Below are 25,222 nucleotides of genomic sequence, written 5' to 3'. Positions count from 1 at the left end.
GCCGCAGCCTGGCCGGCCTGCAGGTGATGTATTTTGAAGAAACGGTGGAAGACAAGCTCTGGAACCCGACCTTCATCTGCAACCACCCGACCGAGATTTCGCCGCTGGCGCGCGCCAACGACAACGATCCGACCGTGACCGAGCGCTTCGAGCTCTACATCACCGGGCGCGAGGTGGGCAACGGCTTCAGCGAACTGAACGACGCCGAAGACCAGGCCGCGCGCTTCCACGCCCAGGTGGCCAGCAAGGACGCCGGCGACGACGAGGCCATGTTCTACGACGCCGATTACGTGCGCGCGCTGGAGTACGGCATGCCGCCGGCCGGCGGTTGCGGCATCGGCATCGACCGCCTGATCATGCTGCTGACCGACAGCCCCAGCATCCGCGACGTGATCCTGTTCCCGGCGCTGCGCCGCGAGGCCTGAAGCGCGTCGCCGCTGGGCGGGGGCTGAAGGGCCCCCAGCGCCGCGCAACAAAAAGCCCGCAGACCGCGGGCTTTTTGTTGGGTGTGCGCCGGTTCAGGCGTAGGCTTCGAGCGATTTGCGCATCTTCTTCATGGCCGCCACCTCGATCTGGCGGATGCGCTCGGCGCTGACGCCGTATTCCGCCGCCAGCTCGTGCAGGGTCATGCCGCCGCTGCCGTCGTCGTTGACCTTGAGCCAGCGCTCGGCCACGATGCGGCGCGAGCGGTCGTCCAACTGCTCCAGCGCCTGGGCGATGCCGTCGCTGGCCAGCCGGTCGCGCTGGGACGATTCGATCACCGCGGTCGGCTCGTGCCGGGCGTCGGCCAGGTAGGCGATGGGGCCGTAGGCGTCCTCGCCGTCGTCACCGGGGCCGGGGTCCAGCACCACGTCGCCACCCGACAGCCGGGTTTCCATCTCCAGCACCTCTTCGCGCTTGACGTTCAGCTCGCGCGCCACCACGTCCACCTCGTGGTCGCTCAGGGTGTCGCGGTGGGTGTCGGCGTCCAGCGCGTCGGCCTTGAAGCCCTGCTTCATGCTGCGCAGGTTGAAGAACAGTTTGCGCTGGGCCTTGGTGGTGGCCACCTTCACCATGCGCCAGTTTTTCAGGATGTATTCGTGGATCTCGGCCTTGATCCAGTGCATGGCGTAGCTCACCAGGCGCACGCCCTGGCCCGGGTCGAACCGCTTGACCGCCTTCATCAGCCCGACGTTGCCTTCCTGGATCAGGTCGCCGTGGGGCAGGCCGTAACCCAGGTACTGGCGCGACACCGACACCACCAGCCGCAGGTGCGACATCACCAGCTTGCCGGCGGCTTCCAGATCGTTGTGCTGCTGCAGCCGCTGGGCGAAGTCGCGCTCCTCGTCGGCCGTCAGCAGGGGCAGGCGGTTGACGGCGGAAATGTACGCGTCCAAATTGCCCAGCGGGGGCAGCACCACGGCCGAGTGGGACCATCCCCGCGCGGCCGGGGCCAGGGTGTAGGGGTGTGCGGTGGCGTTCATGCGGTCTTCCCTCCAGAGTCGGCCTTGTGGGCCATGTCTTGATGTTAGCACTCTTGGGAGGCGAGTGCTAATGGGAAGTTCCCGGTGGGGTCAGCGCACCCCGACCCGGTTGCGCCCCTGCGCCTTGGCCGCATACAGCGCCGCGTCGGCGCGCAGCAGCACGTCTTTGGCCTGGGTGTCGTCGGGCCGCAGCAGGCTCAGCCCAATGCTGACCGTGACCGCCCCCACCACGGGAAAACCGGTGTCGGCCACGGCCTGGCGAATTTTTTCGGCCACGGTGTGGGCGTCCTCGGGGCTGGGGTCTTCCGGCAGCAGCACCACAAACTCCTCGCCACCAAAGCGCGCCACGAAGTCGGTCACCCGGGTGGCCTGGCGCAGCACCTGGGCAAAGGCCTGCAGCACCTGGTCGCCCACGTCGTGGCTGTGGCCGTCGTTGATGCGCTTGAAGTGGTCGATGTCCAGCACCAGCAGGGCAAAACCGCGGCCGGTGCGCTGGCGGATCTGCATCAGCTCGTCCAGGCGCTCCTCCAGACGGCGCCGGTTGAAGACGCCGGTGAGGGGGTCGGTGGTGGCGCGCCGCTCCAGCTCGGCGTTGGCCTGTTGCAGCGCTTCTGTGCGCTCGGTCACCTTGGCCTCAAGTTCCTGTTCGTGCGCCAGCAGGGTGTGCGTCATGGACTGGAGCGAACGGCTCAGGCGCTCCACCTCCAGAATGTCGAGGTCGCTCGGAAACTGCGGGCTGGCCTTGCGGGTTTCGATGCGGTGGGCCGCTTCGGTCAGTTGTTCCAGCGGCCGGGCGATGTGCACCGCCATGCGGTAGGCCACGAAGGCGAACAGGGCGGCGGTGGCCAGGCCCAGCCACAGCAGGTGCTGACGCAGGGCCCAGGCGTCGGCCAGTGCCCGCTGTTCCGGCTGGCGCAGCACCACCTGCCAGCCCAACACCGTGCTGGCGGTGGGGGGCAGGGTGGCGCTGGCCGTCAGGTGGTCGCCCCCGTCGTTCCAGGCCAGCAGGCGGGCTGGGGCGTCGGTCGCGTGGGCGCTGTCGGGGCCTGGGGCCAGGTCGGTGGCCCGGGCGCCGGCCAAGCGCAGGGGGTAGAGCACCCGGCCCTCGCGGTCGAGCAGCAGCAGTTCCACCCCGTCTTCGAGGTGCCGCTCCTCCAGCACGCGTTGCGCCGACTGCCAGACCCAGTCCCAGTGGATGTGGGCGGCCACCACCCCCACCAGGTGGGCGCCGTTTTGCACCGGGGCCGCGATGTCGATGAAGCGCAGGGTGGTCCCATCGGCCACCGGGTGGGTGATGAGTTGCGCCAGCAGTTGGGCCTCGTGCACGTCGCCCACGTACAGGCCATGGCGCCCGGCCTGAAACCAGGTGCGGTGGCTGACGTCTTGCCCTTGCAGAAAGCCTTGGGTGGCCTGCTGCACGCGACCGGTGCGGTCGGTCACGCCCAGCCAGGCGTATTCGGGCCGCAGCCGCTGGCGCCGCTCCAACGAGTTGGCCACGTCAGGGTCGTCCCACTGGCCGCGCTGCATGTGCGGCGCCTGGCTGAGCATCAGCAGCTCCAGTTCGCGCTCCCGCAGGCTGTTGCTGAGCTGCGTGGCGGCGGCGCGGGCCAGGCCCTGCAGGGCGGCGCCCTGGGCCTGGGTCAGGTCCTGCACCACCAGCCGGCCCAGGTAAAAGCCGGCCAGCAACAGCACCAGCAGCGACAGGCCGCCGAACCAGAAGGTCAGCTGGCTTTTGAAACTGCGGGGTTCGAACGTGGCGTCGCGCATGGTCGCTGCAAATGATAAGAGCATTTCTGTCGCCCCTGTCACCTGGATGACCCGGTGAACTTCCCCCCGCGAGCGGTCTCTAGCCAAAGACAGTGGCCGGCAGGAGTGCGTATGAAAGCGGCAGACGTGCGTTCGTTCTGGGTGGGGTGTGGGTGGTTGGCGGCGGCGGCGCTGGCCTGGGCCGGCGGCCCACGGGTGGAGGTGGTGGCCCAGGGGCTGGCGCACCCCTGGGGTCTGGCCTTTCTGGACGGCGGCCAGATGCTGGTGACCGAGCGCCCCGGGCGCCTGCGCTGGGTGTCGGCCCAAGGACGGGTCGGCGAGCCGATCGAAGGCGTGCCGGCGGTGGTGGCGCAAGGGCAGGGCGGCTTGCTGGACGTGCAGGCCGACCACGACTTCGCCCGCAACCGGCGCATTTACCTGTGCTACGCCGAACCCGACGCCCAGGGTTCGGGCAACTCCACCGCGCTGGCGGTGGCCCAGCTGTCGGCCGACGCACGCCGGCTGGAGGGCTTGCGGGTGCTGTTCCGCCAGCAGCCCAAGGTGGCCAGCCGCCAACATTTCGGCTGCCGCATCGTCGAAACGCCCGACGGGCACCTGTTCCTGACCCTGGGCGACCGCGGCCACCTCATGGCCGACGCCCAGACCCTGGACAACCACCACGGCAAGGTGGTGCGGCTGCGCAAGGACGGGGGCGTGCCCGCCGACAACCCGCTGGTGGGGCGCCCCGGTGCCCTGCCCGAAATCTGGAGTTGGGGCCACCGCAACCTGCAGGGCGCGGCCTGGGGACCGGACGGTGCGCTGTGGACGGTGGAGCACGGCCCGCAGGGCGGCGACGAACTGAACCGGCCCGGGCCCGGCCGCAACCACGGCTGGCCGGTGGTCACCCATGGCGAGCAGTACGGCGGTGGCCGCATCGGGGCGGGCATCACCCGGCAGGCCGGCATGGTCGACCCGCTGCACCAGTGGACGCCGTCCATCGCTCCCTCGGGCCTGGCTTGGCTGGCCAGTGACCGCTACGGGCCGGCGTGGCAGGGCAGCCTGTTTGTGGGCTCGCTCAAGTTCCGCCAGTTGGTGCGCCTGGAATTGCGCGACGGCCGGGTGGTGCGCGAGGAGCGCCTGCTGACCGACCTGGGCCAGCGCGTGCGCGACGTGCGCGTGGGCCCCGACGGCCTGCTCTACTTGCTCACCGATGAGCCCCGGGGCCAGTTGCTGCGGCTGCGGCCGGGTTGAGCGCCGCGGTCAGCGCGGCGCCACCAGGTCCCAAAAAGCCGGCGGCATGGGGGCGACGCGGCGCGTGGCGCGGTCCACGAAGACGATGCCGATCTTGCCCCGGGCCACGGCGCGGCCGGTTTCGCGTTCGTCCATGCGGAAGGCCAGGTCGAAGCCGTAGCGGTTGGGGTCTTGCGGGCACAGCCGCACCCGCAGGGTTTCGCCGTGGAAGCCTTCCGACAGGTACTGCGCCCCGATGTCACCTACCACGATGGGGTGGCCGGCCACGTCCGCTTCGGTGTAGCCCAGGCTGCGGAAAAACCGGACCCGTGCTTCGGACACCAGCGTCAGCAGCTGGGCGTTGTCGAGGTGACCGCCCTGGTTGACGTGGCTGATGTAGATGGCGATGTCGGTGCTGAAGCGGTCGCGTTCGGGCGGGGCAAACTGGAGGCGGGGCATGGCTGGGGCATTCGGTGGGGGCGCCCCGGTGGGGCACGCAAGGCCCCGATTGTCGCGCGAGCGTGCCCGGGCCGAGCGTGTGACAATCAGCACTTGGCCGGTCCCGCAGACCGGCGTTTGACGGACACACACCATGGAACCCTCCACCTGGCTGGCATTTTTCGCGGCCTCCTGGGCCATCAGCATTTCGCCCGGGGCCGGGGCGGTCGCGGCCATGAGCGCCGGGCTCAACCACGGCTTTCGGCGCGGCTACGTCACCACGTTGGGTCTGGTGCTGGGCATCTGGACGCAGCTGGTGGTGGTGGGCCTGGGCCTGGGCGCACTGGTGGCCACCTCGTCCACCGCCTTCCAGGTGGTCAAGTGGCTGGGCGTGGCCTACCTAGTGTGGCTGGGCGTGCAGCAGTGGCGGGCCCCGGCGCGGCCACTGGCGGCCCTGCGCGACGGTGCGGCCCAGGCCTCGGTGCGCAGCATGGTGTTGCGCGGTTGGCTCATCAACGCGGTCAACCCCAAAGGCACGGTGTTTCTGCTGGCCGTGGTGCCGCAGTTCCTCGACCTGACGCAGCCGCTGGCGCCGCAGTACGCCGTCATCGGCCTGACGCTGGGCTTCACCGACCTGGTGGTGATGGCCGGGTACACCGCGCTGGCCGCACGGGTGCTGTCGGCGCTCAAGTCCACCGCCCACATGCGCGCCATGAACCGGGTGTTTGGGGCCCTGTTCGTGGCGGCGGGCGCCTTGTTGTCGCTGTTCAAGCGCGCGCCCTGAGGGGCCAGGCCGCCGTGCCGGCGGTCAGGGCGGCGGGGCCTGCATGTGGATGACGCCGAAGGGGCATTTGGCCTCGCACAGGCGGCAACCGGTGCAGCGGTCCGCGTCGTGCAGGGTGGCGGTCTTGCGCCAGCCCTGGCGCTCCAGGCTGAGCAGATCGAATGGGCAGGCCGCCACGCACCAGCCGCAGCCGGTGCAGCGCGAACCGTTGATGACCGGGAGGCGGCGGCGTTCGGGGTTCACTGGGGGGAGGGGCGGGGCCCGCCGGGGCGGTCAGTCCGCGTCCAGCCAGGCGCAGATCGGCGCCCAGTCGTCCAGGTCTTTGGCCACGCGCCCGGGGGCCACATCGAACAGCGTCAGGCCGTGCAGCGCCAGCCGCACGTAGTTCTGCGTGTCGCGCAAATGGCCCAGCACCGGAAAGCCCAGCCCCTCGGCGAAGGCCCGTAGCCGCTCCGCGGCGATGGTGCGCTGGTCCACCCGCATGCCCACCACCGCGATGTCCAGGTCCGCCGCCCGCCGGCGTTCCTGCAGTTCGTCGAGGAATTGGCGGGTGGCCAGCATGTCGAACAGGCTGGGTTGCAGCGGGATCAGCAGCTTGTCGGCGCGTTTGAGCACCTCTTTCAGGCCCTTGCCGTGCAGGCCGGCCGGGGTGTCCAGCACCACGTGGGTGGTGCCCCGGGGCGGGCGCAGCACCTCGCTGCCCGACGCGTCCCAGCCCACGATGGGCCGGGCCTCGGGCGGGCGGATGCCCAGCCAGCCGCTCGACGACTGCTGCCGGTCGGCGTCGCCCAGCATGACGGTGCGCCCCTGGCGCGCCAGGTAACCCGCCACGTTGGTGGACAGGGTGGACTTGCCCACCCCGCCCTTGGGGTTGGCGACGACGATGACGGGCATGGCGTGCTCAGGCCACGGGGGGCTTGGCCGCGGACGCACGGCGCGCTGGGCGTGCGCGTGGCGCGCGGGCCACTGTCGGGGCGGCATCGGCGGCGCTGGACGCGGGTGCCGGGGTGTCAATGGCTGGCGTTGCATCGGTGGCCGCTTCCACCGCCGGCCGGCCGGTTTTCAGGGTGGGCACCGCACCCAGGGCTTTTTTCAGGGCGGCGTCGCTCAGGCCATCCAGCGCCTTCAGGCCGGCCCGCAGCAGCTCGCTCTTTTTCACCGCCAGCGACAGGCCCAGCGCCCGGGTCTTGAGGGCTTCGATGCGCACGTATTCGTCTTTGGGCATGCAGAAGCTGTCCCGCACCAGCTTCATTTTCTTGGGCTTGTCGGCGTCGCGTGTTTTCTGGCTCATGGCTGTTCCAAGGGAGTGAATCTTGTAAACAGTATATACCGTATGTGTGGTTGATGGGGCTAGGTGGTCGCCGCGGTCTCGCCCTGGCGGGCGGCGGTGTACAGCTCGTCGAGGTGCGCCAGCAGCGTGGTGGTCACGGTGGCGTCCACGCTGCCTTCGGCCTGCCGCTGGCGCATGAAGTCCGCCACCGCGTCGCGGTCCAGTCCCGCACGGTAGGGGCGGTCCTGGACCATGGCCTGGAAAATGTCCGCCACCCGCAGAATGCGGGCTTCCAGCGGCAGTTGATCCGCGTCCAGTCCATGCGGGTAGCCGTGGCCACCGGGGGCTTCGTGGTGGTCAGCCGCCCAGGCGGTGATGTGCTCGAACCCCCGGATTTTTTTGAGGATTTGCAGCGTCTCAAAGCTGTGGGTGTTCATCACAAGGCGCTCATCGGGGTCCAGCGGGCCGGGCTTTTCCAGGATGTGGTCAGGCACCCGCAGTTTGCCGATGTCGTGCAGCAGGCCAGCGATTTCCAGTTCCTCACAGCGTTCGGGCGCCACCCCCAACCGTTCGGCCAACCGGCGCGCGACCTGGGCCACGCCGAGCGAGTGCGTCTGCGTGAAACGGCATTTGGTGTCCACGATTTGCGAGAACAGCCGCGCCAGTTGCCGCAGTTCGGTGTGCGACAGCGTGCAGGGCAGGGCGTTGCGGGCCATGTCGCCCAGGTAGTTGTGCAGGGCGCTGGCTTCCAGGTTCAGCCAGAAGGCTTCGTGGGTCGAGGCGCGCAGGAAAGCCTCAACCAGGATGGGGTCGAAATAGCGGCCACTGTGCCGGACGATGGCTGCGCGCGCGTCCGGGCTGTGCCGCAGCGCCTGACCGCTGGCGTAGTACGGGGCCAGGGTGGCATCCACCCGGTCCACCAGCAGGATCAGGTTGGCCGCCCGCGCGGTGTGATCGTCCACTTTCAGGCGCTGCAGTTCGTCCCAGCGGGTGTGGTGGTACAGCACGGGCAGGGCCATGTCGCGCAGCGGCGCAAAGTCCTTGAGCAGTTCGTACCCCACACGGCAGTGGGTTTGCGAGCCGGTCCAGTCGAATTCGCTCACCAAGTGCAAATGGGTTTCGGTGTTGGACACGCCCACGTCGTGCAGCAGCCCCAGGTCGAACAAAAAACGCACCTGTGCGTCATCGGCACCCAGGGTTTTGGCGCATTCGGCGGCCATCACCCCCACGCGTTTGCCGTGGGCCACATCGTCGATGCCCACGAGGTCCAGGGCATCGGACAGGGCGTAAACGAATTGTCGGAGGTCGGCGGTGATGCTCATGCGGGGCGCGGCGGTGTAACCTGGAGCGTTCATTGTGGCGCCAACCCGGCGTTGTGGCCAGGGGAGGCCGTGGAACGTTGGGGGGGGGCGCGTTCGAGCGCATCGGCGGCGGGCGCCGGGCTCAAAAACAACAAAGCCCCAGCAAGTGGGGCTTTGGGTGACGATGTGTCAAAGAATTCCTGGTCGGGGTGAGAGGATTCGAACCTCCGGCCTCTACGTCCCGAACGTAGCGCTCTACCAGGCTAAGCTACACCCCGATGGGTTCTCAGGAGCGTCGCTCCAACAGAACAGCCGCCAATTGTACCAAACCTTCGGCGTAAAAATTCGCGGGCAGTGCACGTGCCGCGTCGATCGCACGTTGCGCCTCGGCCATGGCCGCCCGGCGCGCGTCTTCCAGGCCGCCGCTGTCCTTGACGACGCGCAAAATCTCGTCCAGTTGCGCGGTGTCGCCCTGCTCGATGGCCGCGCGGATCATCGCCGCGTCGGCCGGGTCGCAGCGGCGCAGGGTGCAGATGATGGGCAGGGTCACCTTGCCTTCGCGCAGGTCGTCGCCCAGGTTCTTGCCCAGCTCGGCGGCGTTGCCCTCGTAGTCCAGCACGTCGTCCACCACCTGGAAGGCGGCGCCCAGGGCCTGGCCGTAGTCGGCGCAACGGGCTTCCAGCCCGGCGTCGGCACCCGCCAGGATGGCGGCCAGGCGGGCGCTGGCCTCGAACAGCTTGGCCGTCTTGGCACGGATCACGCGCAGGTAGGCCTGCTCGTCCAGCGAGGCGTCGTGCATGTTCATCAGCTGCAGCACCTCGCCCTCGGCGATCACGTTGGTCGCGTCGGCCAGCACCTGCATGATGCGCATGTTGCCCGCGTCCACCATCATCTGGAAGGCGCGGGAGTAGAGGAAGTCGCCCACCAGCACGCTGGCGGCGTTGCCGAACACCTGGTTGGCGGTGTCGCGGCCGCGGCGCAGGGTGGATTCGTCCACCACATCGTCGTGCAGCAGGGTGGCGGTGTGGATGAATTCCACCACCGCGGCCAGGCTGTGCCGGCGCGGGTCGGTGCAACCCAGTGCGCCGCACAGCAGCAGCAGCAGGGCGGGGCGCACCCGCTTGCCGCCGGCACCGATGATGTATTCGGCCACCTGGCCCACCAGCGGCACGTCGCTGCTCAGGCTCTGCTGGATCACCGCGTCCACGGCCCGCATGTCGGCGGCCACGAGGGACAGGGCGTTGGGAGGGGTGGGCGTGGGCTGGCTCAAGGCGGGGTCCGGCTGGGGTTTGGGCGATTATAGAGAGGCACTCCCCGGCGCTCGCTTGGCAAGCTGCCGTACCTCTCTCTATAATACAGGTCTGCCGAGGAGCGTTGCAGCGTCCACACCCGGGTGATCCGGCCCACGGGACGCGAGGCTCGGCAGTCGGTCAAGCCGCGCTTGGCCTCCATCCGCAACGACGCTCACCCACTGGCCGTGCGGTGAGTTCCTTTTTCTCCGAGTCAGTGGTTTTTTGACGACGCTTCGTCCGCGAAGCTGTGCTTTGGAGCCACCATGAACGCATCCCTGAAACACCCCGTGAACGCCGACTGCGCCATCACCGACATCGGTCTGGCCGAGTGGGGCCGCAAGGAAATCCGCATCGCCGAAACCGAAATGCCCGGTCTGATGGCCATTCGCGAGGAATTCGCGGCCAAGCAGCCCCTGAAGGGCGCGCGCATCACCGGTTCGCTGCACATGACCATCCAGACGGCGGTGCTGATCGAGACCCTGCAGGCCTTGGGCGCGCAAGTCCGCTGGGCCTCGTGCAACATCTTCTCCACCCAGGACCACGCCGCCGCCGCCATCGCCGCCAACGGCACGCCGGTGTTCGCCGTCAAGGGCGAAACCCTGGTCGACTACTGGGACTACACCCACCGCATCTTCGACTTCGGCGCCAAGGGCACCGAGGGCGAAGGCCCCAACATGATTCTGGACGACGGCGGCGACGCAACGCTGCTGATGCACCTGGGCAAGCAGGCCGAAAAAGACCAGAGCGTGCTGGCCAACCCCGGCAGCGATGAAGAGCGCATCTTGTTTGCGGCCATCAAAGCCAAGCTGGCCGAGGACAGCACCTGGTACAGCCGCAAGAGCGCCCAGATCATCGGCGTGACCGAAGAGACCACCACCGGCGTGCACCGCCTGAAGGAAATGTCGGCCAAGGGCACGCTGATGTTCCGCGCCATCAACGTCAACGACTCGGTCACCAAGTCCAAGTTCGACAACCTGTACGGCTGCCGCGAGTCGCTGGTGGACGGCATCAAGCGCGCCACCGACGTGATGATCGCCGGCAAGGTGGCCGTGGTCGCCGGTTACGGCGACGTGGGCAAGGGCAGTGCCCAAGCCCTGCGTGCCCTGAGCGCCCAAGTGTGGGTGACCGAGATCGACCCCATCAACGCCCTCCAGGCCGCGATGGAAGGCTACAAGGTCGTGACCATGGAGTGGGCCGCCGACAAGGCCGACATTTTCGTGACCACCACCGGCAACCGCGACGTCATCACCTACGAGCACATGGCCGCCATGAAAGACCAGGCCATTGTCTGCAACATCGGCCACTTCGACAACGAGATCCAGGTGGCCAAGCTCGAAGAGAAGTGCCAGTGGGAAGAGGTCAAGCCCCAGGTGGACCACGTGATCTTCCCGGACGGCAAGCGCATCATCCTGCTGGCCAAAGGCCGCCTGGTGAACCTGGGTTGCGGCACCGGCCACCCCAGCTTCGTGATGTCCAGCTCCTTCGCCAACCAGACCATCGCCCAGATCGAGCTGTTCTGCCACCCCGAAGGCTACGACGTGGGCAAGGTCTATGTGCTGCCCAAGCACCTGGACGAGAAGGTCGCGCGCCTGCACCTGAAGAAGGTCGGCGCCATGCTGACCGAGTTGAGCGACGAGCAGGCCGCCTACATCGGCGTGCCCAAGCAGGGCCCGTACAAGCCCGACACCTACCGCTACTGACCGGCCATGCGCGCGGACCAGTTGCTCGTCGAACGGGGCCTGGCCGCGTCGCGCTCGCAGGCCCAGCGGTTGATCGCCGCGGGGGTGCGCTGGCGACTGCCCGCCGCGGGTGAAGGCGCTTGGCGCCCCGTGGCCAAGAGCGGCGAGGCGGTGCCGGCCCATGCCGAGCTGGCCCTGACCGATGCCGCCGAGTCGCGCTATGTGTCGCGCGGGGGCCTGAAGCTCGAGGGCGCCCTGCGCCACACCGGGGTGCCGGTGCATGGGGCGGTGTGCCTGGACGTGGGCCAAAGCACCGGCGGTTTCACCGATTGTTTGCTGCAACACGGCGCCGCCCAGGTGGTGGGCGTGGACGTGGGCCAGGGACAGTTGCACCCCCGCCTGCGCCAGGACGCGCGCGTGACGGCGGTGGAGAAATGCAACGCCCGCGAACTGTCGGCCGCGCGCCTGCAGGCCGCCGCCGGGGCCCAGGCCACCGGGCCGTTCGACCTGGTGGTGGGGGACCTCTCCTTCATCTCGCAAACGCTGGTGTGGCCGGCACTGGTGCCGCTGCTGCGACCCGGGGGGAACGGCCTGCTGATGCTGGTCAAGCCCCAGTTCGAGCTGCAGCCGCAGGACATTGGCAAAGGCGGTCTGGTCAAGGACGCGAGCCGCTACGCGCAGGTGCAGGCGCGCATGGCGCAAGCCTGCGCCGCGAACGGCCTCACCCTGCGGGCCTATTTTGAAAGCGCCATCACCGGCGGTGATGGCAACCGGGAGTTTTTCGTATGGGCTTGCCCCTGAGTTTTGAGTTTTTTCCGCCCAAGACGGCGGAAGGCGCGACCAAGTTGCGCGCCGTGCGCGAGAAGCTGTACGCCAAGCGGCCCGAATTCTGTTCGGTGACCTACGGCGCGGGCGGCTCCACCCAAGACGGCACCTTGCAAACCGTGCAGGCGATTCTGGACGAAGGCCAGAGCGGCGCGTCGCATTTCACCTGCGTCGGTGCCACCCGCGAGTCGGTGCGCGAAAAGCTGGCCTTGTTCCAGCGCATGGGGCTGCGCCGCCTGGTCGCCTTGCGCGGCGATCTGCCCAGCGGTTACGGTGCCATGGGCGAGTTCCGGTACGCCGCCGATCTGGTCCAGTTCATCCGCGCCGAAACCGGCGACCACTTCCACCTGGAGGTGGCCGCCTACCCCGAAATGCACCCGCAGGCCAAGTCGCCCGAGGCCGACGTGGACGCCTACGTGGCCAAGGTGCGCGCCGGGGCCAACTCGGCCATCACCCAGTTCTTCTTCAACACCGACGCCTACTTCCGCTTTGTGGACGACGCCTACGCCAAGGGCGCCGACATCCCGGTGGTGCCGGGCATCATGCCCATCATCAACGCCAGCGGCATCCTGCGCTTCGCCGACAGCTGCGGCGCCGAGGTGCCGCGCTGGATCCGCCTGCGCCTGCAGGCGTATGGCGACGACGTCGAATCGATCAAGGCGTTTGGCCTGGACGTGGTGACCGACCTGTGCGACCAACTGCGCACCGCGGGCGTGCCCGGCCTGCACTTCTACACCATGAACCAGAGCGAAGCCACGCTGGCGATTTGCGACCGCCTGGGCCTGGGCTGAAGCGTGCGGATGGGCCGCGTGGGGTCTGGGCTGGCCCTGGGGTGGGTGTGTTGGCTGGCCGCGGCGGCAGCCGCTCAAGCCCTGCCCGAGGCCACGGCCCTGGTCCTGGCGCCGGGCCTCGAAGCCGCGGTGGCAGACGTTGATGTCGGCGTTGAAGCTCTGCCTGAGGCTGAGGCTGAGGCTGAGGCCGGCCCGCAGCCGGCGCCCCAGCCCTTGCAGCAAGGGCTGGCCTCGTTTTACCACCAGCGCTTCCACGGCCGGCGCACGGCCAGCGGTGAGCGCTACAACCGGCACGCCCTGACCGCCGCCCACCCCACCTTGCCCTTCGGCACCGAAATTGTGGTGCGCAGTTTGCGCACGGGGCGCGAGGTGGTGGTGCGCGTCACCGACCGAGGCCCGCACCTGGCCCGCCGCATCGTCGACCTGAGCCACGCCGCGGCGGTGGCGCTGGGCATCCAGCGCCACGGGGTGTCCGAGGTGCAGCTGTGGGCGCTGCCGGCCCACCCGCCGTGAGGGCGGCCGGGCTCAGGGTTGGCCGTGTTCCACGGTCCAGCCGGAACCGGTCGCTTCTTTCAGGGCCTGGGTGACCCAGGGCAGGGTCTCGCGCCATTGCGCGGCCAGGGTGAAGGGTGGGTTGATGACGTGCATCCCGCTGGCGCGCATGGCGGTGTGTGAACGCCCTTGGGCCACTTGGGTGCTGGTGCCCTCGGTGGGCGTCAGGCCCACGTTGAGTTCCGCCTGGGCCCAGGCGCGGCCCGCGCGGGTGGACAAACTCTTGAGCTTGCGCGCCAGGGCGTGCGCCTCGGGCCGGGCGATGACCGGGTACCACACCGCGTAGGTGCCGGTGGGGAAGCGCTTGAGCGCGTCCTCCAGGCAATCGACCACGGCCTGGTAGTCGGTCTTGAGTTCGTAGCTCGGGTCCATCAGCACCAGGCCGCGCCGGGTGGGTGGCGGCAGCAGGCCTTTGAGGCCCTCGAAGCCGCTGCGCCGCAGCACCTCGATCTGCTTGCCCCGGCCCAGTTCGGCCACCTGCTTGTCGAGCAGCTTGGCGTCGGTGGGGTGCACCTCGAACAGCTTGAGTTTGTCTTGCGGACGCAGCAGCGCCTGGCTGATCCAGGGCGAGCCGGGGTAGGTGCGCCACTGGGCGCCGGGGTTGAAGGCCTGCACCTGCGCCAGGTAGGCCTGGGCCATCTCGGGCACACCTTCGCCCTGGGCTTGGGCCTGCCGCGCGGCGGCCTGCAGGCGGAACACGCCCGCGTCCGATTCGCCGGAGGTGCGGGCATGGTCCTGGTCCAGCCGGTACACGCCGGCCCCGGCGTGGGTGTCCACCACGGTCAGGCCGGTGTCTTTCTGGCCGAGGTAATGCAACAGGGCCACCTGCGTCATGTGCTTGAGCACATCGGCGTGGTTGCCCGCGTGGAAGGCGTGACGGTAACTGAACATGGGGCGGATGGTACCCCATGACCCCAACGGCCCGGGGCAGCGCCCGGGCCGGTTCTGGGTCAGCGGATCACGGCCAGGCGTTCGCGCTGTCCCGCCTTGAAGGTGTACAGCGTCAGGGCGGCGTTCTGGCGGTTGCCCTGTGCGTCGAAAGCGATCTTGCCGGAAGCGCCCTGGTACTGGATGGCCTTGAGCGCCGGCAGGTATTGCGCCGGGTCGGCCGATCCGGCGGTTTCCATGGCCTGGGCCAGCAGCTTCACGCCGTCGTAGGCGTAGGGGGCGTAGGCTTGCACCTCCAGGTTGTACTTGGCCTTGTAGTCGGCACGGAACTTCTCGGACAGGGCCACTTCGTCGCCGTCCACGCCGCCGGCTTCGACGCAGTACACCTGGCCGTCGCCCAGGGCCTCGGCCGCGAGCTGGATCATTTCGCCGGTGCACAGGCCGTCGCCGCCCACCAGCTTGGCCGGCATGCCCAGCTGGCGCATCTGGCGCAGCATCGGGCCGCCCACCGCGTCCATGCCGCCGAAGAAGATGGCGTCCGGCTTTTTGGCCTTGATGCTGGTCAGGATGGCGTTGAAGTCGGTCGCCTTGTCATTGGTGAACTCGCGCGCCACCACCTGGGCGCCCGCCGCCGTGGCGGCCTTTTCGAACTCGTCGGCCAGGCCCTGGCCGTAGGCGGTGCGGTCGTCGATGACCGCCACGGTCTTGGCTTGCAGCGACTCGACCGTGTAGCGGCCCATGGCGCTGCCTTGCTGCACGTCGTCGGCCACCAGGCGGAAGGCGCCGGCGTAGCCCTGGCGCGTCAGCTTGGGGTTGGTGGACGAGGGGGTGATCTGCGGGATGCCCGCGCTGTTGTAAATCTGCGAGGCCGGCAGGGTGGTGCCCGAGGTCAGGTGGCCGACCACGCCGTTCACCTGGGCGTCGGCCAGTTTCTGGGCGGCCGCGGTGCCTTGCTTGGGGTCGGCGGCGTCGTCTTCGGCCACCAGTTCAAAGCGCGCGGTCTGCTCGCCGATCTTCACGCCGGCGGCGTTCAGTTCCTCGATCGCCATGCGCGCGCCGTTTTCGTTGTCTTTACCCAGGTGCGCCACCGCGCCGCTGGTGGCGCCCACGTGGCCGATTTTCACCACCAGGGCGGTGCCGCCGGGGTTGGCCGGCGCGGCGGTGTCTTCGGTTTTGCTGCAGGCGGCGACCGACAGGGCGGCGGCCAGGGCGATGTAGGCGAGTTGGTGGTACATGGGGCGTGGGGGGATCGTGTGAAGGCGCACCGCGGTGTCCAACCTGGTGCATTTCGGGAAAACCCGGATTGTAGGCAGATGCACCGAAACCGGGCGGTTCATCAGAGGTTTGCGCACCGCTTCACGGTGTCTTATAATGGAAGGCTTCGCAGCGATTTTTGGGCTCCGCGGCGAAGTGGCCTGTACGGGCCAAACCCCACCTAAGAGGTTGCCAACAGAGCAACACCGACCGTGGAAAAGGGCCCGCCAAACCTTTTCTCAGAGAGAAAAACCATGCAAAAAGCAACCGTCAGCGCCAAGCCCGCTGAGGTGGTGCATGAGTGGTTTGTGATTGACGCCACCGATAAGGTGCTCGGACGTGTCGCCAGCGAAGTGGCACGCCGTCTGCGCGGCAAGCACAAGGCCATTTACACCCCTCACGTCGACACCGGCGACTTCATCGTCATCGTCAACGCAGCCAAACTGAAAGTCACGGGCACCAAGGCCCTGGACAAGATGTACTACCGTCACTCGGGCTTCCCCGGCGGTATCTACGGCACCAACTTCCGCGACCTGCAGGCCAAGCACCCCGGCCGCGCGCTGGAAAAGGCCGTCAAAGGCATGCTGCCCAAGGGTCCCCTGGGCTACGCCATGATCAAGAAGCTCAAGGTGTACGGCGGTGCTGAGCACCCGCACACTGCCCAGCAACCCCAAGTGTTGGACATCTAAGGAGCCGCCATGATTGGTGATTGGAACAATGGCACCGGCCGTCGCAAATCCAGCGTCGCCCGCGTGTTTCTGAAAAAAGGCTCCGGCAAGATCACGGTGAACGGCAAGGACATCGAGCAGTTCTTCGGCCGTCAGACCTCGATCATGATTGCCAAACAGCCGCTGGTGCTGACCGAGAACGTCGAGTCCTTCGACATCCAGGTCAACGTCCACGGTGGTGGCGAATCCGGCCAGGCCGGTGCGGTGCGTCACGGCATCACCCGCGCCCTGATCGACTACGACGCGGCCCTCAAGCCCGCCCTGAGCGCCGCCGGTTACGTGACCCGCGACGCCCGCGAAGTCGAACGTAAAAAGGTCGGTCTGCGTTCCGCACGCCGCCGCAAGCAGTTCTCCAAGCGTTGATTCGCCGGGACCTGCGCCCGCCACAGGGCCTGTGCCCCGTGGTGGGTGGTTCAAAAGCCGCGCTGGTTCGTGCCAGGGCGGCTTTTTTGTGGCCAGGCCGCCAGCGGGCGCCCCAAAAACCCTGACGGGGGTGCTGGGAATGGCCGCCGGCTTCAATGCCTGACCCTTTTGCTATAGTATTTGGCCCATCTGTATCTGAGTGGAATTTGCACCATGAGCGCTCTTGCCGAACACGTCGACACCGAAATGCCTGCTCCGCTGGTCTTCACCGACAGCGCCGCGGCCAAGGTGGCCGACCTGATTGCCGAGGAAGGCAACCCCGACCTCAAGCTGCGCGTCTTCGTGCAGGGCGGCGGTTGCTCGGGCTTCCAGTACGGCTTCACCTTCGACGAGGTGGTGAACGAGGACGACACCGAGATGAGCAAAAACGGCGTGTCGCTGTTGATCGACGCGATGAGCTACCAGTACCTGGTGGGCGCCGAGATCGACTACAAGGAAGACCTGCAGGGTGCGCAATTCGTGATCAAGAACCCGAACGCCACCACCACCTGCGGCTGCGGTTCCAGCTTCAGCGTCTGACGCCCTGAGGCGACCCGGTCGGCGGTTTTGCGTCAGGCTGGGTACACCGCCCCCAGCACCCGGGGGCCGGCGGCGCCGGTGACCTGCGGCTCGTTGCCCGGCAGGCCCTGCAGGCAGCGGTGGGCCAGCCAAGCAAACGCCGCGGCCTCTACCTGGTCCACGGGCCAGCCCACGGCATCGGTACGGGACACCCGTAAGCCCGGCAGGTGTTGCGCCAGGCGTTGCATCAGTACCGTGTTTCGGGCCCCCCCTCCGCAAACCAGCAGCGTCTCGGGCGGTGTGGGGCCCCAATCCAGCCCTTCCATGCCCATGACCAGGCTGTGGGCGGTCAGTTCCAGCAGGGTGGCTTGCACGTCGGCCGCCGGCAGCGGCGGGTGCTGCGCCAGGTGCTGTTCCAGCCACGCGGTGTTGAACAGGTCGCGGCCCGTGCTTTTGCGGCCTCGGGCCTGGAAATACGGCTCGTCCAGCAGGCTTTTCAGCAGTCCGCGGTGGACCTGACCGCTGTCCGCCCAGCGGCCCGCGTCGTCGTACCACTGGCCGGTGTGGCGCTGGCACCATTCGTCCATCAAGGCGTTGCCCGGGCCGGTGTCCAGGCCCAGCACCCGACCGTCGGCCGGCAGGGCGGTGAGGTTGGCCACGCCGCCGATGTTGGCCACCGCGACCGAGGTGCCGGCGCGGCCGAACACTTCGCGGTGGAAAGCGGGCACGAGCGGCGCCCCTTGGCCGCCGGCCGCGAGGTCGCGGCTGCGAAAGTCCGCCACCACGGCGATGCCGGTGAGTTCGGCCAACAGCGCGGGCTGGTTGAGTTGCAGGGTGTAGGGCGTGGTTTGCTGGGGCCCCGGCGGTGCATGCCGCACCGTCTGGCCGTGGGCGCCGATGGCGCGCACGTCGCGCCTGGACAGGCCGCTGCGTGTCAGCAGGTCGTGGACCACGCCCGCGTACAAGTGCACGAGTTGGTGCGCGGCCACCTGGCCACGGTGCAGCTCATCGGGTCCGCTCTGGTTCAGCGCCAGAAAGGCGGCGCGCAGCTCGGGCGGCATGGGGGCATGGGCCGCGACCAGTGGCTGGGCGCGATCGGCCTCGAAGGCCATCAGCACGCCATCCACCCCGTCGAGCGAGGTGCCCGACATCAGGCCGATGCAGTGCTCGCGCATGGGCGCGGAGGGGGTCAGTCGGCGCTGGCCTGGACCACGGTGGCCGCCGACGCGAGTTTCAGGCGCATCGCGCCCGCGACTTCGGCAAAGGCCTTGCGCGAACCGGCCGCGATGGGCTGGCCTTCGCTGCTGCGCGCGATGTTCAGCGGGTCCTGGTGCTGGCCACCGACCTTGAACTCGAAGTGCAGGTGGGGGCCGGTGGAGGCGCCGGTGGAGCCGACCAGACCGATCAGATCGCTCTGGCTGACCTTCTGGCCCTTGCGCACGTCGATGCGGTGCAGGTGGGCATACACGGTGGTCTTGTTCTGGCGGTGCTGGATGTAAACCACGTTGCCGTAGCCGCGCTGCCAGCCGGCGAATTCGACCACGCCGTCGGCCACGGTGCGCACCGGGGTGCCGGTGGGGGCGGCGTAGTCGACCCCCAAGTGGGCCTTGCGTCCACCCGAAATCGGGTGGAAGCGCATGCCGTAGCCGCTGCTGACGCGCGAGAAAGCCAGTGGCGAAGCGAGGAAGGCGCGGCGCAGGCTCTGGCCTTCAAAGGTGTAGTAGGCACCCTTCTGACCGGGCTCTTCGAACCACAGCATCTGGTGGGATTTGCCTTGGTTGACGAATTCGGCGCTGAGCAGGCGGCCGTACTTCAGCACCTCGCCGTCGGCTTCCAGGGCCTCGTACACCACGCTGAAGGTGTCACCGGCGCGCAGGTCGCGGCGGAAATCGATCTCGCCCGAGAACAGGTCGGCCAGTTGCGTGGCCACGCCGTCGGGCAGGCGGGCCGCGTCGGTGGCGGCAAACAGCGAGCTGCGGATGGTGCCGCTGCTCAGGCGCACCGCCGTGGTGAATTCGGCCGCTTCGACGCGGGCGACCAGCCCCGCAACGGTGCGCTCCACCACCAGACGGCGGTAGGTGTCGCTGTTGTCGCTGGGCAGCCAGCGTGCCGTCAGGCGGACCAGGCGCTGGGCCTCGTCGGTTTCGGCCATGACCAGTTTGCCGGCCGGGCCCTGGAACAGGGCTTGCGCAGCGGCGTCGCGCCGCAGGAAGGCGCTGGATTCGGCGTCGCTCACGCCCAGGCGCTGCAGCAGGCTGACGGCGCTGTCGTCGCGGCGGGTGACGTCGCTGCGGAACAGGACGAAAGGCACCGGGGCGGACAAGGCGTCCTGAGGCACCAGGGCCGCCGGCTGCACCGGCTCCACCAGCTGCCGCACGGGCAGCAGGTCCAGGTTGTCGTCGATCGGTGCAATGCCAAAGGCGGTGACACCCGTGCCCAGCAGCAAAGCGCCGAGGCCACCCATGAAGCGCTTGGGGTGGCGCTGCAGTGCGAGCTTGATGCGTTGGGCCAATTCGTTCATGCAGGTGTCGGGCACAAAAGGCCGGCGACACGCTGGGGCAGCGCGGGCACCGGCAAGGGGTTACATTCGGTGGGGCAACGGCGGGAAGCCGGCCGTTGTGTTGACAGGGGCTGTGGCAGCAAGAAGCAGGCCAACTAGAATCCACGTCTAAACCAACAAGTATTGTACCGGCTGCGCCCCTTGACGCATCTGGAATAACCCTTATGAACGATCACCAAGCCGCCGAACCCGCTCCGTCCACCGTGCCGCTGTCCGAAGCGGTGCAACACGCCCTGGCCGTGACCCGGCGCGGTTGCGAGGAGCTGATCCCCGAGGCCGATTGGGTCAAGAAGCTGCAAAAAAGCGAGGCCAGCGGCCAACCTTTGCGCATCAAGCTGGGGCTGGACCCGACCGCGCCCGACATCCACATCGGCCACACGGTGGTGCTCAACAAGATGCGCCAGCTGCAGGACCTGGGGCACCAGGTCATCTTTCTGATTGGCGACTTCACCAGCCTGATCGGCGACCCGTCGGGCCGCAACAGCACCCGCCCACCGCTGACGCCTGAGCAGATCAAGGCCAACGCCGAGACCTACTACAAGCAGGCCAGCCTGGTGCTGGACCCGGCCAAGACCGAGATCCGCTACAACAGCGAGTGGTGCCTGCCACTGGGCAGCATGGGCATGATCCAGCTGGCGGCCAAGTACACGGTGGCGCGCATGATGGAGCGCAACGACTTCCACCAGCGTTTCACCGCCGGCACCTCGATCAGCGTGCACGAGTTCCTGTACCCGCTGATGCAGGGCTACGACTCGGTGGCGCTGAAGGCCGACCTGGAGTTGGGCGGCACCGACCAGAAGTTCAACCTGCTGATGGGTCGTCACCTGCAGGCCGAGTACGGCCAGGAGCCGCAGTGCATCCTGACCATGCCGCTGCTGGTGGGGCTGGACGGCGTGGACAAGATGTCCAAGTCCAAGAACAACTACATCGGCATCACCGAGGACGCGAACACCATGTTCGCCAAGGTGCTGTCGATCAGCGACACGCTGATGTGGGACTGGTACACGCTGCTGAGCTTCCAGTCGCTGGCCGAGATCGACGCCTTGAAGCAGGCGATTGCCCAGGGCGCCAACCCCAAGGACGCCAAGGTGGCGCTGGCCAAGGAGATCACGGCGCGCTTCCACAGCGCGGCGGCGGCCGATGCGGCCGAGCAGGACTTCATCAACCGCAGCAAGGGCGGCGTGCCCGACGAGATCCCCGAGGTGAGCCTGAGCGGCGCACCGCTGGGCATCGGGGCCTTGCTCAAGCAGGCCAACCTGGCACCGTCCACCAGCGAGGCCAACCGCCTGATCGACGGCGGCGGCGTGCGCGTGGACGGTGGCGTGGTGAGTGACCGTGGCCTGAAGCTGGACGCCGGCACCTATGTGGTGCAGGTGGGCAAACGCAAGTTCGCGCGCGTCACGCTGGCCTGAGGCCCCAGACCCGCCCCATGCCACCGAACGCGCTGCAGCACCTCACGCCCCAGCGGCTCCTGATCGCTTCGGTGGGGGTGGCGTTGCTCACCATCGCCCTCAAAACCCTGGCCTGGCACCTGACCGGTTCGGTCGGTTTGTTGTCGGACGCGATGGAGTCGCTGGTCAACCTGGCCAGTGCGGTGTTCGGTCTGGTGATGGTGACCGTGGCGGCCCGCCCGGCCGACGACGACCACCCCTACGGCCACCACAAGGCCGAGTATTTTTCGTCGGGGTTCGAGGGCATCCTGATCATTGCCGCAGCGCTGGGCATCGTGTGGGCGGCATCGGGCCGCTTGCTGGCCCCGCAACCGCTGCAGCAGATGGACTGGGGCCTGGCCTTGTCCGTGGCCAGTTCGGCCCTCAACGGTTTGCTGGCGTGGGTCATGTTCCAGGCCGCCCGCGTCCACCGCTCCATCGCCCTGGAGGCCGATGCCCGCCACCTGGTGACGGATGTCTGGACCTCGGCCGGCGTGGTGCTGGGCCTGGGCCTGGCCGTGCTGACCGGGTGGTTGTGGCTGGACGCCGCAGTCGCCATCGGTGTGGCCCTGAACATCCTGAAAGAAGGGGTGCACCTGATCTGGCGCTCGGCGCAGGGCCTGATGGACGAGGCTGTGCCCCCCGAACAACTGGCGCGGCTGCAGGCGGTGCTGGACCGCTTCGCGCGCCCCGACGGCTCGGTGCGCTTCGACCACCTGCACACCCGCCAGGCCGCCCAGCGCTGCTACCTGGACGTGCACATGCACCTGCCCCCGGACTGGACGCTGGCGCACGCCGCCGAGCTGCGTGGCGAGGTGGAGCGCGCCCTGATGCAGGCGGTGGAGGGGCTGCGTGCCACCATTGAGCTGCTGCCCGACGGGGTGGAGGCCCATTTCCACGGCCAGGAGGGCCCGCCATGAAAGCCGTGTTGCAGCGCGTGCGCGAAGCGCGGGTGGTGGTGGACGGCGCGGTGGTGGGGCAGATCGGCCCTGGCCTGCTGGTGCTGCTGTGCGCCGAGCGCGGCGACAGCGACGCGGTGGCCGACAAGCTGCTGGCGAAGCTCCTCAAGCTGCGCATCTTCAGCGACGAGGCCGGCAAGATGAACCGCAGCGTGCAGGACGTGGGCGGGGGGCTGCTGGTGGTGAGCCAGTTCACCCTGGCCGCCGACGTGACCGGGGGCAACCGGCCCAGTTTCACTGGCGCGGCTGCGCCCGACGAAGGGCGCCGGCTGTACGAACACTTTGTGGCCCAGGCGCGGGCGGTGCACCCGCTGGTGCAGACCGGCCGGTTCGCGGCCGACATGCAGGTGCATCTGGTCAACGACGGGCCGGTGACGATCCCCCTGCAAATGGGCGCCTGAGCGCCAACCCATCCCCACCATGCACGCCCCCTCTGCCGCCGATATCGGCGCATCGACCACGGTGCCACAGGCCGGGATTGCCGATGTGTTTGCCCCCTTGTCTGCCCAGGGCCTGCACCTGCACGCGGTGTTCGACCTGCACCGTTTGCCCGCCAGCGTGCAGGCCACCCTGGGCCTGAACGAGGCCGAGCGTGGGCGCTTCACCCAGCTCATCCTGATCGGTCACCGCGGGCGCGATTTTTGGGCCGCTTTGCAACGCCGCGGCCTGCACGGCAGCGACCCGGTGGACACCTTCGTGGGCGAGTGTGTGAAGGCCTGGATGGACGGCACGCTGGCCGGTCACGCCTGGCGCCAGGTCTTTCCCGGCCCGCACCCGGTGGGGCTGCAGGCCTTGGGTGCCCTGGCCGGCTGGCACCGGCCGTCGCCCTTCTGGGTGGGGGTGGACGCCGAGTGGGGCAGCTGGTTCGCCTACCGCGCGGTGCTGCTGACCGACACGGCCTTTCCGCTGACGCCGAAACGGGAGCTGGAGTCGCCTTGCTTGGCTTGTGTCGACCAGCCCTGTGTGCGCGCCTGCCCGGCTGGTGCCCTGGCCAGCGAGGCCACCGGCCCGTGGCGCTTGCAGGCCTGCCTGAGCCACCGCTTGCAAGCGGACTCGGGCTGTCAGGACCGTTGCCTGGCGCGCAACGCCTGCCCCGTGGGCGCCGAACACCGCTACCCCGAGGCGCAGACCGCCTACCACTACCTGCAATCCCTGCCCGCCATCCGCGCCTACGCCCAGCGGGCACCGGAGGCATCGGGCGGATAATCGCCCGATGAACGCATCTGCACAAGCCGCGGCCGGGGCCGCCTTCACCGCGCTGCCCCTAACACCGGCCACGCTCGACAACCTGACCCAACTGGGCTACACCGCCATGACCGCCATCCAGGCGGCCAGCCTGCCTTTGGCCTTGGCCGGGCAGGACCTGATCGCCCAGGCCAGCACCGGCAGCGGCAAAACCGTGGCCTTTGGCCTGCCCTTGGTCGAAAAGCTGGACCCGGCCCAGTGGCAGGCGCAGGCGCTGGTGCTGTGCCCCACGCGCGAACTGGCCGACCAGGTGACCGCCGAGATCCGCAAACTGGCGCGGGCGGTGGGCAACCTCAAGGTGGTCACGCTGTGCGGCGGCGTGGCCCTGCGCGGCCAGACCCTGAGCCTGGAACACGGCACCCACGTGGTGGTGGGCACGCCCGGGCGCATCCTGGACCACCTGGAGCGCGGCAGCCTGAGCCTGGACGCGGTGCGCACCCTGGTGCTGGACGAGGCCGACCGCATGCTGGACATGGGCTTTTTCGACGACATCGCCAAAGTGGTGCGCCGCTGCCCGGCGCAGCGCCAGACCCTGCTGTTTTCCGCCACCTACCCCGACGGCATTGCCCAGTTGGCGGCGCAGTTCATGCGCCAGCCGCAGACGGTGAAGGTTCGGGCCCAACACGACGCGGGCAAGATCCGCCAGGTGTGGGTGGAGGTGGGCGAGGGCGAGCGCCTGCACGCGGTGTCGCAGGTACTCAACCACTTCCGGCCGGAATCGACGCTGGCGTTCTGCAACACCAAGCAGCAGTGCCGCGACCTGGTGGCGGTGTTGCAGGCCCAGGGCTTCAGCGCGCTGGCGCTGTACGGCGAGCTGGAGCAGCGCGAGCGCGACCAGGTGCTGGTGCAGTTCGCCAACCGCAGCTGTTCGGTGCTGGTGGCCACCGACGTGGCCGCGCGCGGCATCGACATCGCGCAACTGGGCTGCGTGGTCAACGTGGACGTGACGCCCGACCCCGAGGTGCACGTGCACCGCATCGGGCGCACCGGGCGCGGCGACGCCGAGGGCCTGGCCGTGACCCTGGCCAGCCTGGACGAGATGGGCAGCGTGGGCCGCATCGAGCAGTTGCAGGGCCGCGAAACCCGCTGGACCCCGCTGGCCGAGCTGACCGCCGCCAGCCGCGAACCGTTGCGCGCACCCATGGCCACGCTGCAGATCGTGGGCGGGCGCAAGGAAAAAATCCGCGCCGGCGACGTGCTGGGCGCGCTGACCGGCGAGGCTGGCTTCGCCAAGGAGCAGATCGGCAAGATCAACGTCAACGAGTTTTCCACCTACGTGGCGGTGGAGCGGGGCATTGCGCGGCAGGCCGAGGCCCGGCTGTCGGCCGGCCGCATCAAGGGGCGCAGCGTGAAGGTGCGCCTGCTGTGAGCTGACCGGGGCCGGCAGCCGGTGTGTCGGCTGCCGCGCTCAGTAGGGGTTGGGCAGCCCCAGCCCGGCCAGGATCTCGATTTCGCGGGCTTCCATTTCTTCCGCATCGGCCTCGCTGGTTTCGTGGTCCCAGCCCTGGGCGTGCAGCGTGCCGTGCACCAGCAGGTGGGCGTAGTGTTGCTGCAGGGTCTTGCCTTGTTCGGCGGCTTCGCGGGCCACCACCGGCGCGCACAGCACCAGGTCGGCCATCACCACCGGGTCGGTGGCGTAGTCGAAGGTCAGCACGTTGGTGGCGTAGTCCTTCTGGCGGTAGTCGCGGTTCAGGGCCTGGCCTTCTTCGGCGTCCACGATGCGCACGGTGATTTCACCGTCGGCGTCGAGCGCGTGGCGCAGCCAGCGCTCCACCTTGTGGCGGGGCAGGGCGGCGCGGTGCTCGGCCACGCCGTCGAAGCGGCCGAATTGCAGGGACAGGGTGAGTGGGGGCAGGGCCATGTCAG

28 protein-coding genes, 1 tRNA gene and 1 riboswitch are annotated in these 25,222 nt (G+C 68.7%); of the genes, 15 read left to right on the top strand and 14 right to left on the bottom strand.

Features of this window, described 5'->3' with window-relative positions; all coding sequences use genetic code 11:
• A partial coding sequence (locus HA630_RS09120) for an amino acid--tRNA ligase-related protein (protein WP_305792624.1) occupies nt 1-425 on the top strand: 425 nt, incomplete at its 5' end.
• 93 nt (nt 426-518) lie between these two features.
• On the opposite strand, the gene rpoH is transcribed toward HA630_RS09120, so the two are convergent.
• A complete protein-coding gene (gene rpoH, locus HA630_RS09115; RefSeq protein ID WP_166834239.1) occupies nt 519-1,463 on the bottom strand; it encodes an RNA polymerase sigma factor RpoH in 945 nt (314 codons plus the stop codon).
• A 90-nt stretch (nt 1,464-1,553) separates the two neighbouring features.
• Nucleotides 1,554-3,230 (bottom strand): sensor domain-containing diguanylate cyclase, encoded by a 1,677-nt coding sequence (locus HA630_RS09110; RefSeq protein WP_166834237.1) that lies wholly within the window; start codon nt 3,228-3,230, stop codon nt 1,554-1,556.
• A 111-nt stretch (nt 3,231-3,341) separates the two neighbouring features.
• On the opposite strand from HA630_RS09110, the gene HA630_RS09105 reads away from it, so the two are divergent.
• Nucleotides 3,342-4,460 (top strand): PQQ-dependent sugar dehydrogenase, encoded by a 1,119-nt coding sequence (locus tag HA630_RS09105; protein ID WP_166834235.1) that lies wholly within the window; start codon nt 3,342-3,344, stop codon nt 4,458-4,460.
• A 9-nt stretch (nt 4,461-4,469) separates the two neighbouring features.
• On the opposite strand, the gene HA630_RS09100 is transcribed toward HA630_RS09105, so the two are convergent.
• Nucleotides 4,470-4,898 (bottom strand): thioesterase family protein, encoded by a 429-nt coding sequence (locus HA630_RS09100; protein ID WP_166834233.1) that lies wholly within the window; start codon nt 4,896-4,898, stop codon nt 4,470-4,472.
• 133 nt (nt 4,899-5,031) lie between these two features.
• Between HA630_RS09100 and HA630_RS09095 the strand changes: the two genes are divergently transcribed.
• Nucleotides 5,032-5,661: a LysE family transporter gene (locus tag HA630_RS09095; RefSeq protein WP_166834232.1), complete on the top strand. Its 630-nt coding sequence runs from the start codon at nt 5,032-5,034 to the stop codon at nt 5,659-5,661.
• Between the two features lie 24 nt (nt 5,662-5,685).
• Here HA630_RS09095 and HA630_RS09090 read toward each other — a convergent pair whose 3' ends face one another.
• The 6 genes from HA630_RS09090 to HA630_RS09065 form a co-directional block, all read right to left on the bottom strand.
• Nucleotides 5,686-5,904 carry a 4Fe-4S binding protein gene (locus tag HA630_RS09090; RefSeq protein WP_166834230.1) on the bottom strand — a complete coding sequence of 73 codons (219 nt, stop codon included), beginning with the start codon at nt 5,902-5,904 and terminating at the stop codon, nt 5,686-5,688.
• Nucleotides 5,905-5,934: 30 nt separating this feature from the next.
• Nucleotides 5,935-6,555, bottom strand: a complete 621-nt coding sequence (locus HA630_RS09085) for a ParA family protein (RefSeq protein ID WP_166834228.1) — start codon at nt 6,553-6,555, stop codon at nt 5,935-5,937.
• A 7-nt stretch (nt 6,556-6,562) separates the two neighbouring features.
• Entirely contained in the window at nt 6,563-6,952 is a 390-nt protein-coding gene (locus HA630_RS09080) for a hypothetical protein (protein WP_208300046.1), read from the bottom strand.
• 59 nt (nt 6,953-7,011) lie between these two features.
• The gene (locus HA630_RS09075) at nt 7,012-8,253 is read right to left on the bottom strand and encodes an HD-GYP domain-containing protein (protein WP_166834226.1); all 1,242 of its coding nucleotides are present in this window, start codon (nt 8,251-8,253) and stop codon (nt 7,012-7,014) included.
• Nucleotides 8,254-8,433: 180 nt separating this feature from the next.
• A tRNA-Pro gene (locus tag HA630_RS09070) sits at nt 8,434-8,510 on the bottom strand.
• Nucleotides 8,511-8,518: 8 nt separating this feature from the next.
• Entirely contained in the window at nt 8,519-9,502 is a 984-nt protein-coding gene (locus HA630_RS09065; RefSeq protein WP_371809234.1) for a polyprenyl synthetase family protein, read from the bottom strand.
• A gap of 90 nt (nt 9,503-9,592) precedes the next feature.
• Nucleotides 9,593-9,705: riboswitch (S-adenosyl-L-homocysteine riboswitch) on the top strand.
• A gap of 82 nt (nt 9,706-9,787) precedes the next feature.
• Here HA630_RS09065 and ahcY point away from each other — a divergent pair.
• The 4 genes from ahcY to HA630_RS23570 all read left to right on the top strand — a co-directional run bounded on the left by ahcY (nt 9,788) and on the right by HA630_RS23570 (nt 13,332).
• Nucleotides 9,788-11,224: an adenosylhomocysteinase gene (gene ahcY, locus HA630_RS09060; RefSeq protein ID WP_166834224.1), complete on the top strand. Its 1,437-nt coding sequence runs from the start codon at nt 9,788-9,790 to the stop codon at nt 11,222-11,224.
• Between the two features lie 6 nt (nt 11,225-11,230).
• A complete protein-coding gene (locus HA630_RS09055; RefSeq protein WP_166834222.1) occupies nt 11,231-12,004 on the top strand; it encodes a TlyA family RNA methyltransferase in 774 nt (257 codons plus the stop codon).
• A complete protein-coding gene (gene metF / locus HA630_RS09050; protein WP_166834220.1) occupies nt 11,989-12,819 on the top strand; it encodes a methylenetetrahydrofolate reductase [NAD(P)H] in 831 nt (276 codons plus the stop codon). Before HA630_RS09055 ends, metF begins: the two co-directional genes overlap by 16 nt.
• A 213-nt stretch (nt 12,820-13,032) precedes the next feature.
• Nucleotides 13,033-13,332: a septal ring lytic transglycosylase RlpA family protein gene (locus HA630_RS23570; protein WP_243855420.1), complete on the top strand. Its 300-nt coding sequence runs from the start codon at nt 13,033-13,035 to the stop codon at nt 13,330-13,332.
• A gap of 12 nt (nt 13,333-13,344) precedes the next feature.
• Here HA630_RS23570 and HA630_RS09040 read toward each other — a convergent pair whose 3' ends face one another.
• Together HA630_RS09040 and HA630_RS09035 are read right to left on the bottom strand one after the other, a co-directional pair.
• Nucleotides 13,345-14,262, bottom strand: a complete 918-nt coding sequence (locus HA630_RS09040; RefSeq protein ID WP_166834218.1) for a 23S rRNA (adenine(2030)-N(6))-methyltransferase RlmJ — start codon at nt 14,260-14,262, stop codon at nt 13,345-13,347.
• 59 nt (nt 14,263-14,321) lie between these two features.
• Entirely contained in the window at nt 14,322-15,494 is a 1,173-nt protein-coding gene (locus HA630_RS09035) for a branched-chain amino acid ABC transporter substrate-binding protein (RefSeq protein ID WP_166834216.1), read from the bottom strand.
• A 273-nt stretch (nt 15,495-15,767) separates the two neighbouring features.
• Here HA630_RS09035 and rplM point away from each other — a divergent pair, with 273 nt between their 5' ends.
• The 3 genes from rplM to erpA all read left to right on the top strand — a co-directional run bounded on the left by rplM (nt 15,768) and on the right by erpA (nt 17,183).
• Nucleotides 15,768-16,202, top strand: a complete 435-nt coding sequence (gene rplM, locus HA630_RS09030; protein WP_166834214.1) for a 50S ribosomal protein L13 — start codon at nt 15,768-15,770, stop codon at nt 16,200-16,202.
• 9 nt (nt 16,203-16,211) lie between these two features.
• Nucleotides 16,212-16,604 (top strand): 30S ribosomal protein S9, encoded by a 393-nt coding sequence (gene rpsI / locus HA630_RS09025; RefSeq protein WP_166834212.1) that lies wholly within the window; start codon nt 16,212-16,214, stop codon nt 16,602-16,604.
• A gap of 213 nt (nt 16,605-16,817) precedes the next feature.
• Nucleotides 16,818-17,183 (top strand): iron-sulfur cluster insertion protein ErpA, encoded by a 366-nt coding sequence (gene erpA / locus HA630_RS09020; RefSeq protein WP_166834211.1) that lies wholly within the window; start codon nt 16,818-16,820, stop codon nt 17,181-17,183.
• A 32-nt stretch (nt 17,184-17,215) separates the two neighbouring features.
• On the opposite strand, the gene HA630_RS09015 is transcribed toward erpA, so the two are convergent.
• Together HA630_RS09015 and HA630_RS09010 are read right to left on the bottom strand one after the other, a co-directional pair.
• Nucleotides 17,216-18,337: an anhydro-N-acetylmuramic acid kinase gene (locus HA630_RS09015; RefSeq protein WP_166834209.1), complete on the bottom strand. Its 1,122-nt coding sequence runs from the start codon at nt 18,335-18,337 to the stop codon at nt 17,216-17,218.
• Between the two features lie 14 nt (nt 18,338-18,351).
• Nucleotides 18,352-19,683: a M23 family metallopeptidase gene (locus tag HA630_RS09010; protein ID WP_166834207.1), complete on the bottom strand. Its 1,332-nt coding sequence runs from the start codon at nt 19,681-19,683 to the stop codon at nt 18,352-18,354.
• Between the two features lie 203 nt (nt 19,684-19,886).
• Between HA630_RS09010 and tyrS the strand changes: the two genes are divergently transcribed.
• Genes tyrS through dbpA form a run of 5 tightly spaced genes read left to right on the top strand, consistent with a single transcriptional unit; the run spans nt 19,887 to nt 24,725 of the window.
• Nucleotides 19,887-21,134, top strand: coding sequence for a tyrosine--tRNA ligase (gene tyrS, locus HA630_RS09005; RefSeq protein WP_166834205.1), 1,248 nt, complete (start codon nt 19,887-19,889; stop codon nt 21,132-21,134).
• A gap of 17 nt (nt 21,135-21,151) precedes the next feature.
• Nucleotides 21,152-22,072, top strand: a complete 921-nt coding sequence (locus HA630_RS09000) for a cation diffusion facilitator family transporter (protein WP_166834203.1) — start codon at nt 21,152-21,154, stop codon at nt 22,070-22,072.
• Complete coding sequence (gene dtd, locus HA630_RS08995; RefSeq protein WP_166834201.1) at nt 22,069-22,512, top strand: D-aminoacyl-tRNA deacylase; 444 nt, start codon at nt 22,069-22,071, stop codon at nt 22,510-22,512. Before HA630_RS09000 ends, dtd begins: the two co-directional genes overlap by 4 nt.
• A gap of 19 nt (nt 22,513-22,531) precedes the next feature.
• Nucleotides 22,532-23,317 carry a hypothetical protein gene (locus tag HA630_RS08990; protein WP_208300045.1) on the top strand — a complete coding sequence of 262 codons (786 nt, stop codon included), beginning with the start codon at nt 22,532-22,534 and terminating at the stop codon, nt 23,315-23,317.
• A gap of 7 nt (nt 23,318-23,324) precedes the next feature.
• Entirely contained in the window at nt 23,325-24,725 is a 1,401-nt protein-coding gene (gene dbpA / locus HA630_RS08985) for an ATP-dependent RNA helicase DbpA (protein WP_166834200.1), read from the top strand.
• A gap of 39 nt (nt 24,726-24,764) precedes the next feature.
• On the opposite strand, the gene ybeY is transcribed toward dbpA, so the two are convergent.
• Nucleotides 24,765-25,217, bottom strand: a complete 453-nt coding sequence (gene ybeY, locus HA630_RS08980) for an rRNA maturation RNase YbeY (RefSeq protein WP_166834241.1) — start codon at nt 25,215-25,217, stop codon at nt 24,765-24,767.
• Nucleotides 25,218-25,222: the final 5 nt, after the last annotated feature.

The sequence above is a fragment of the Aquabacterium sp. A08 genome (assembly GCF_011742065.1).
This window is presented reverse-complemented; position numbering and strand designations above follow the sequence as displayed.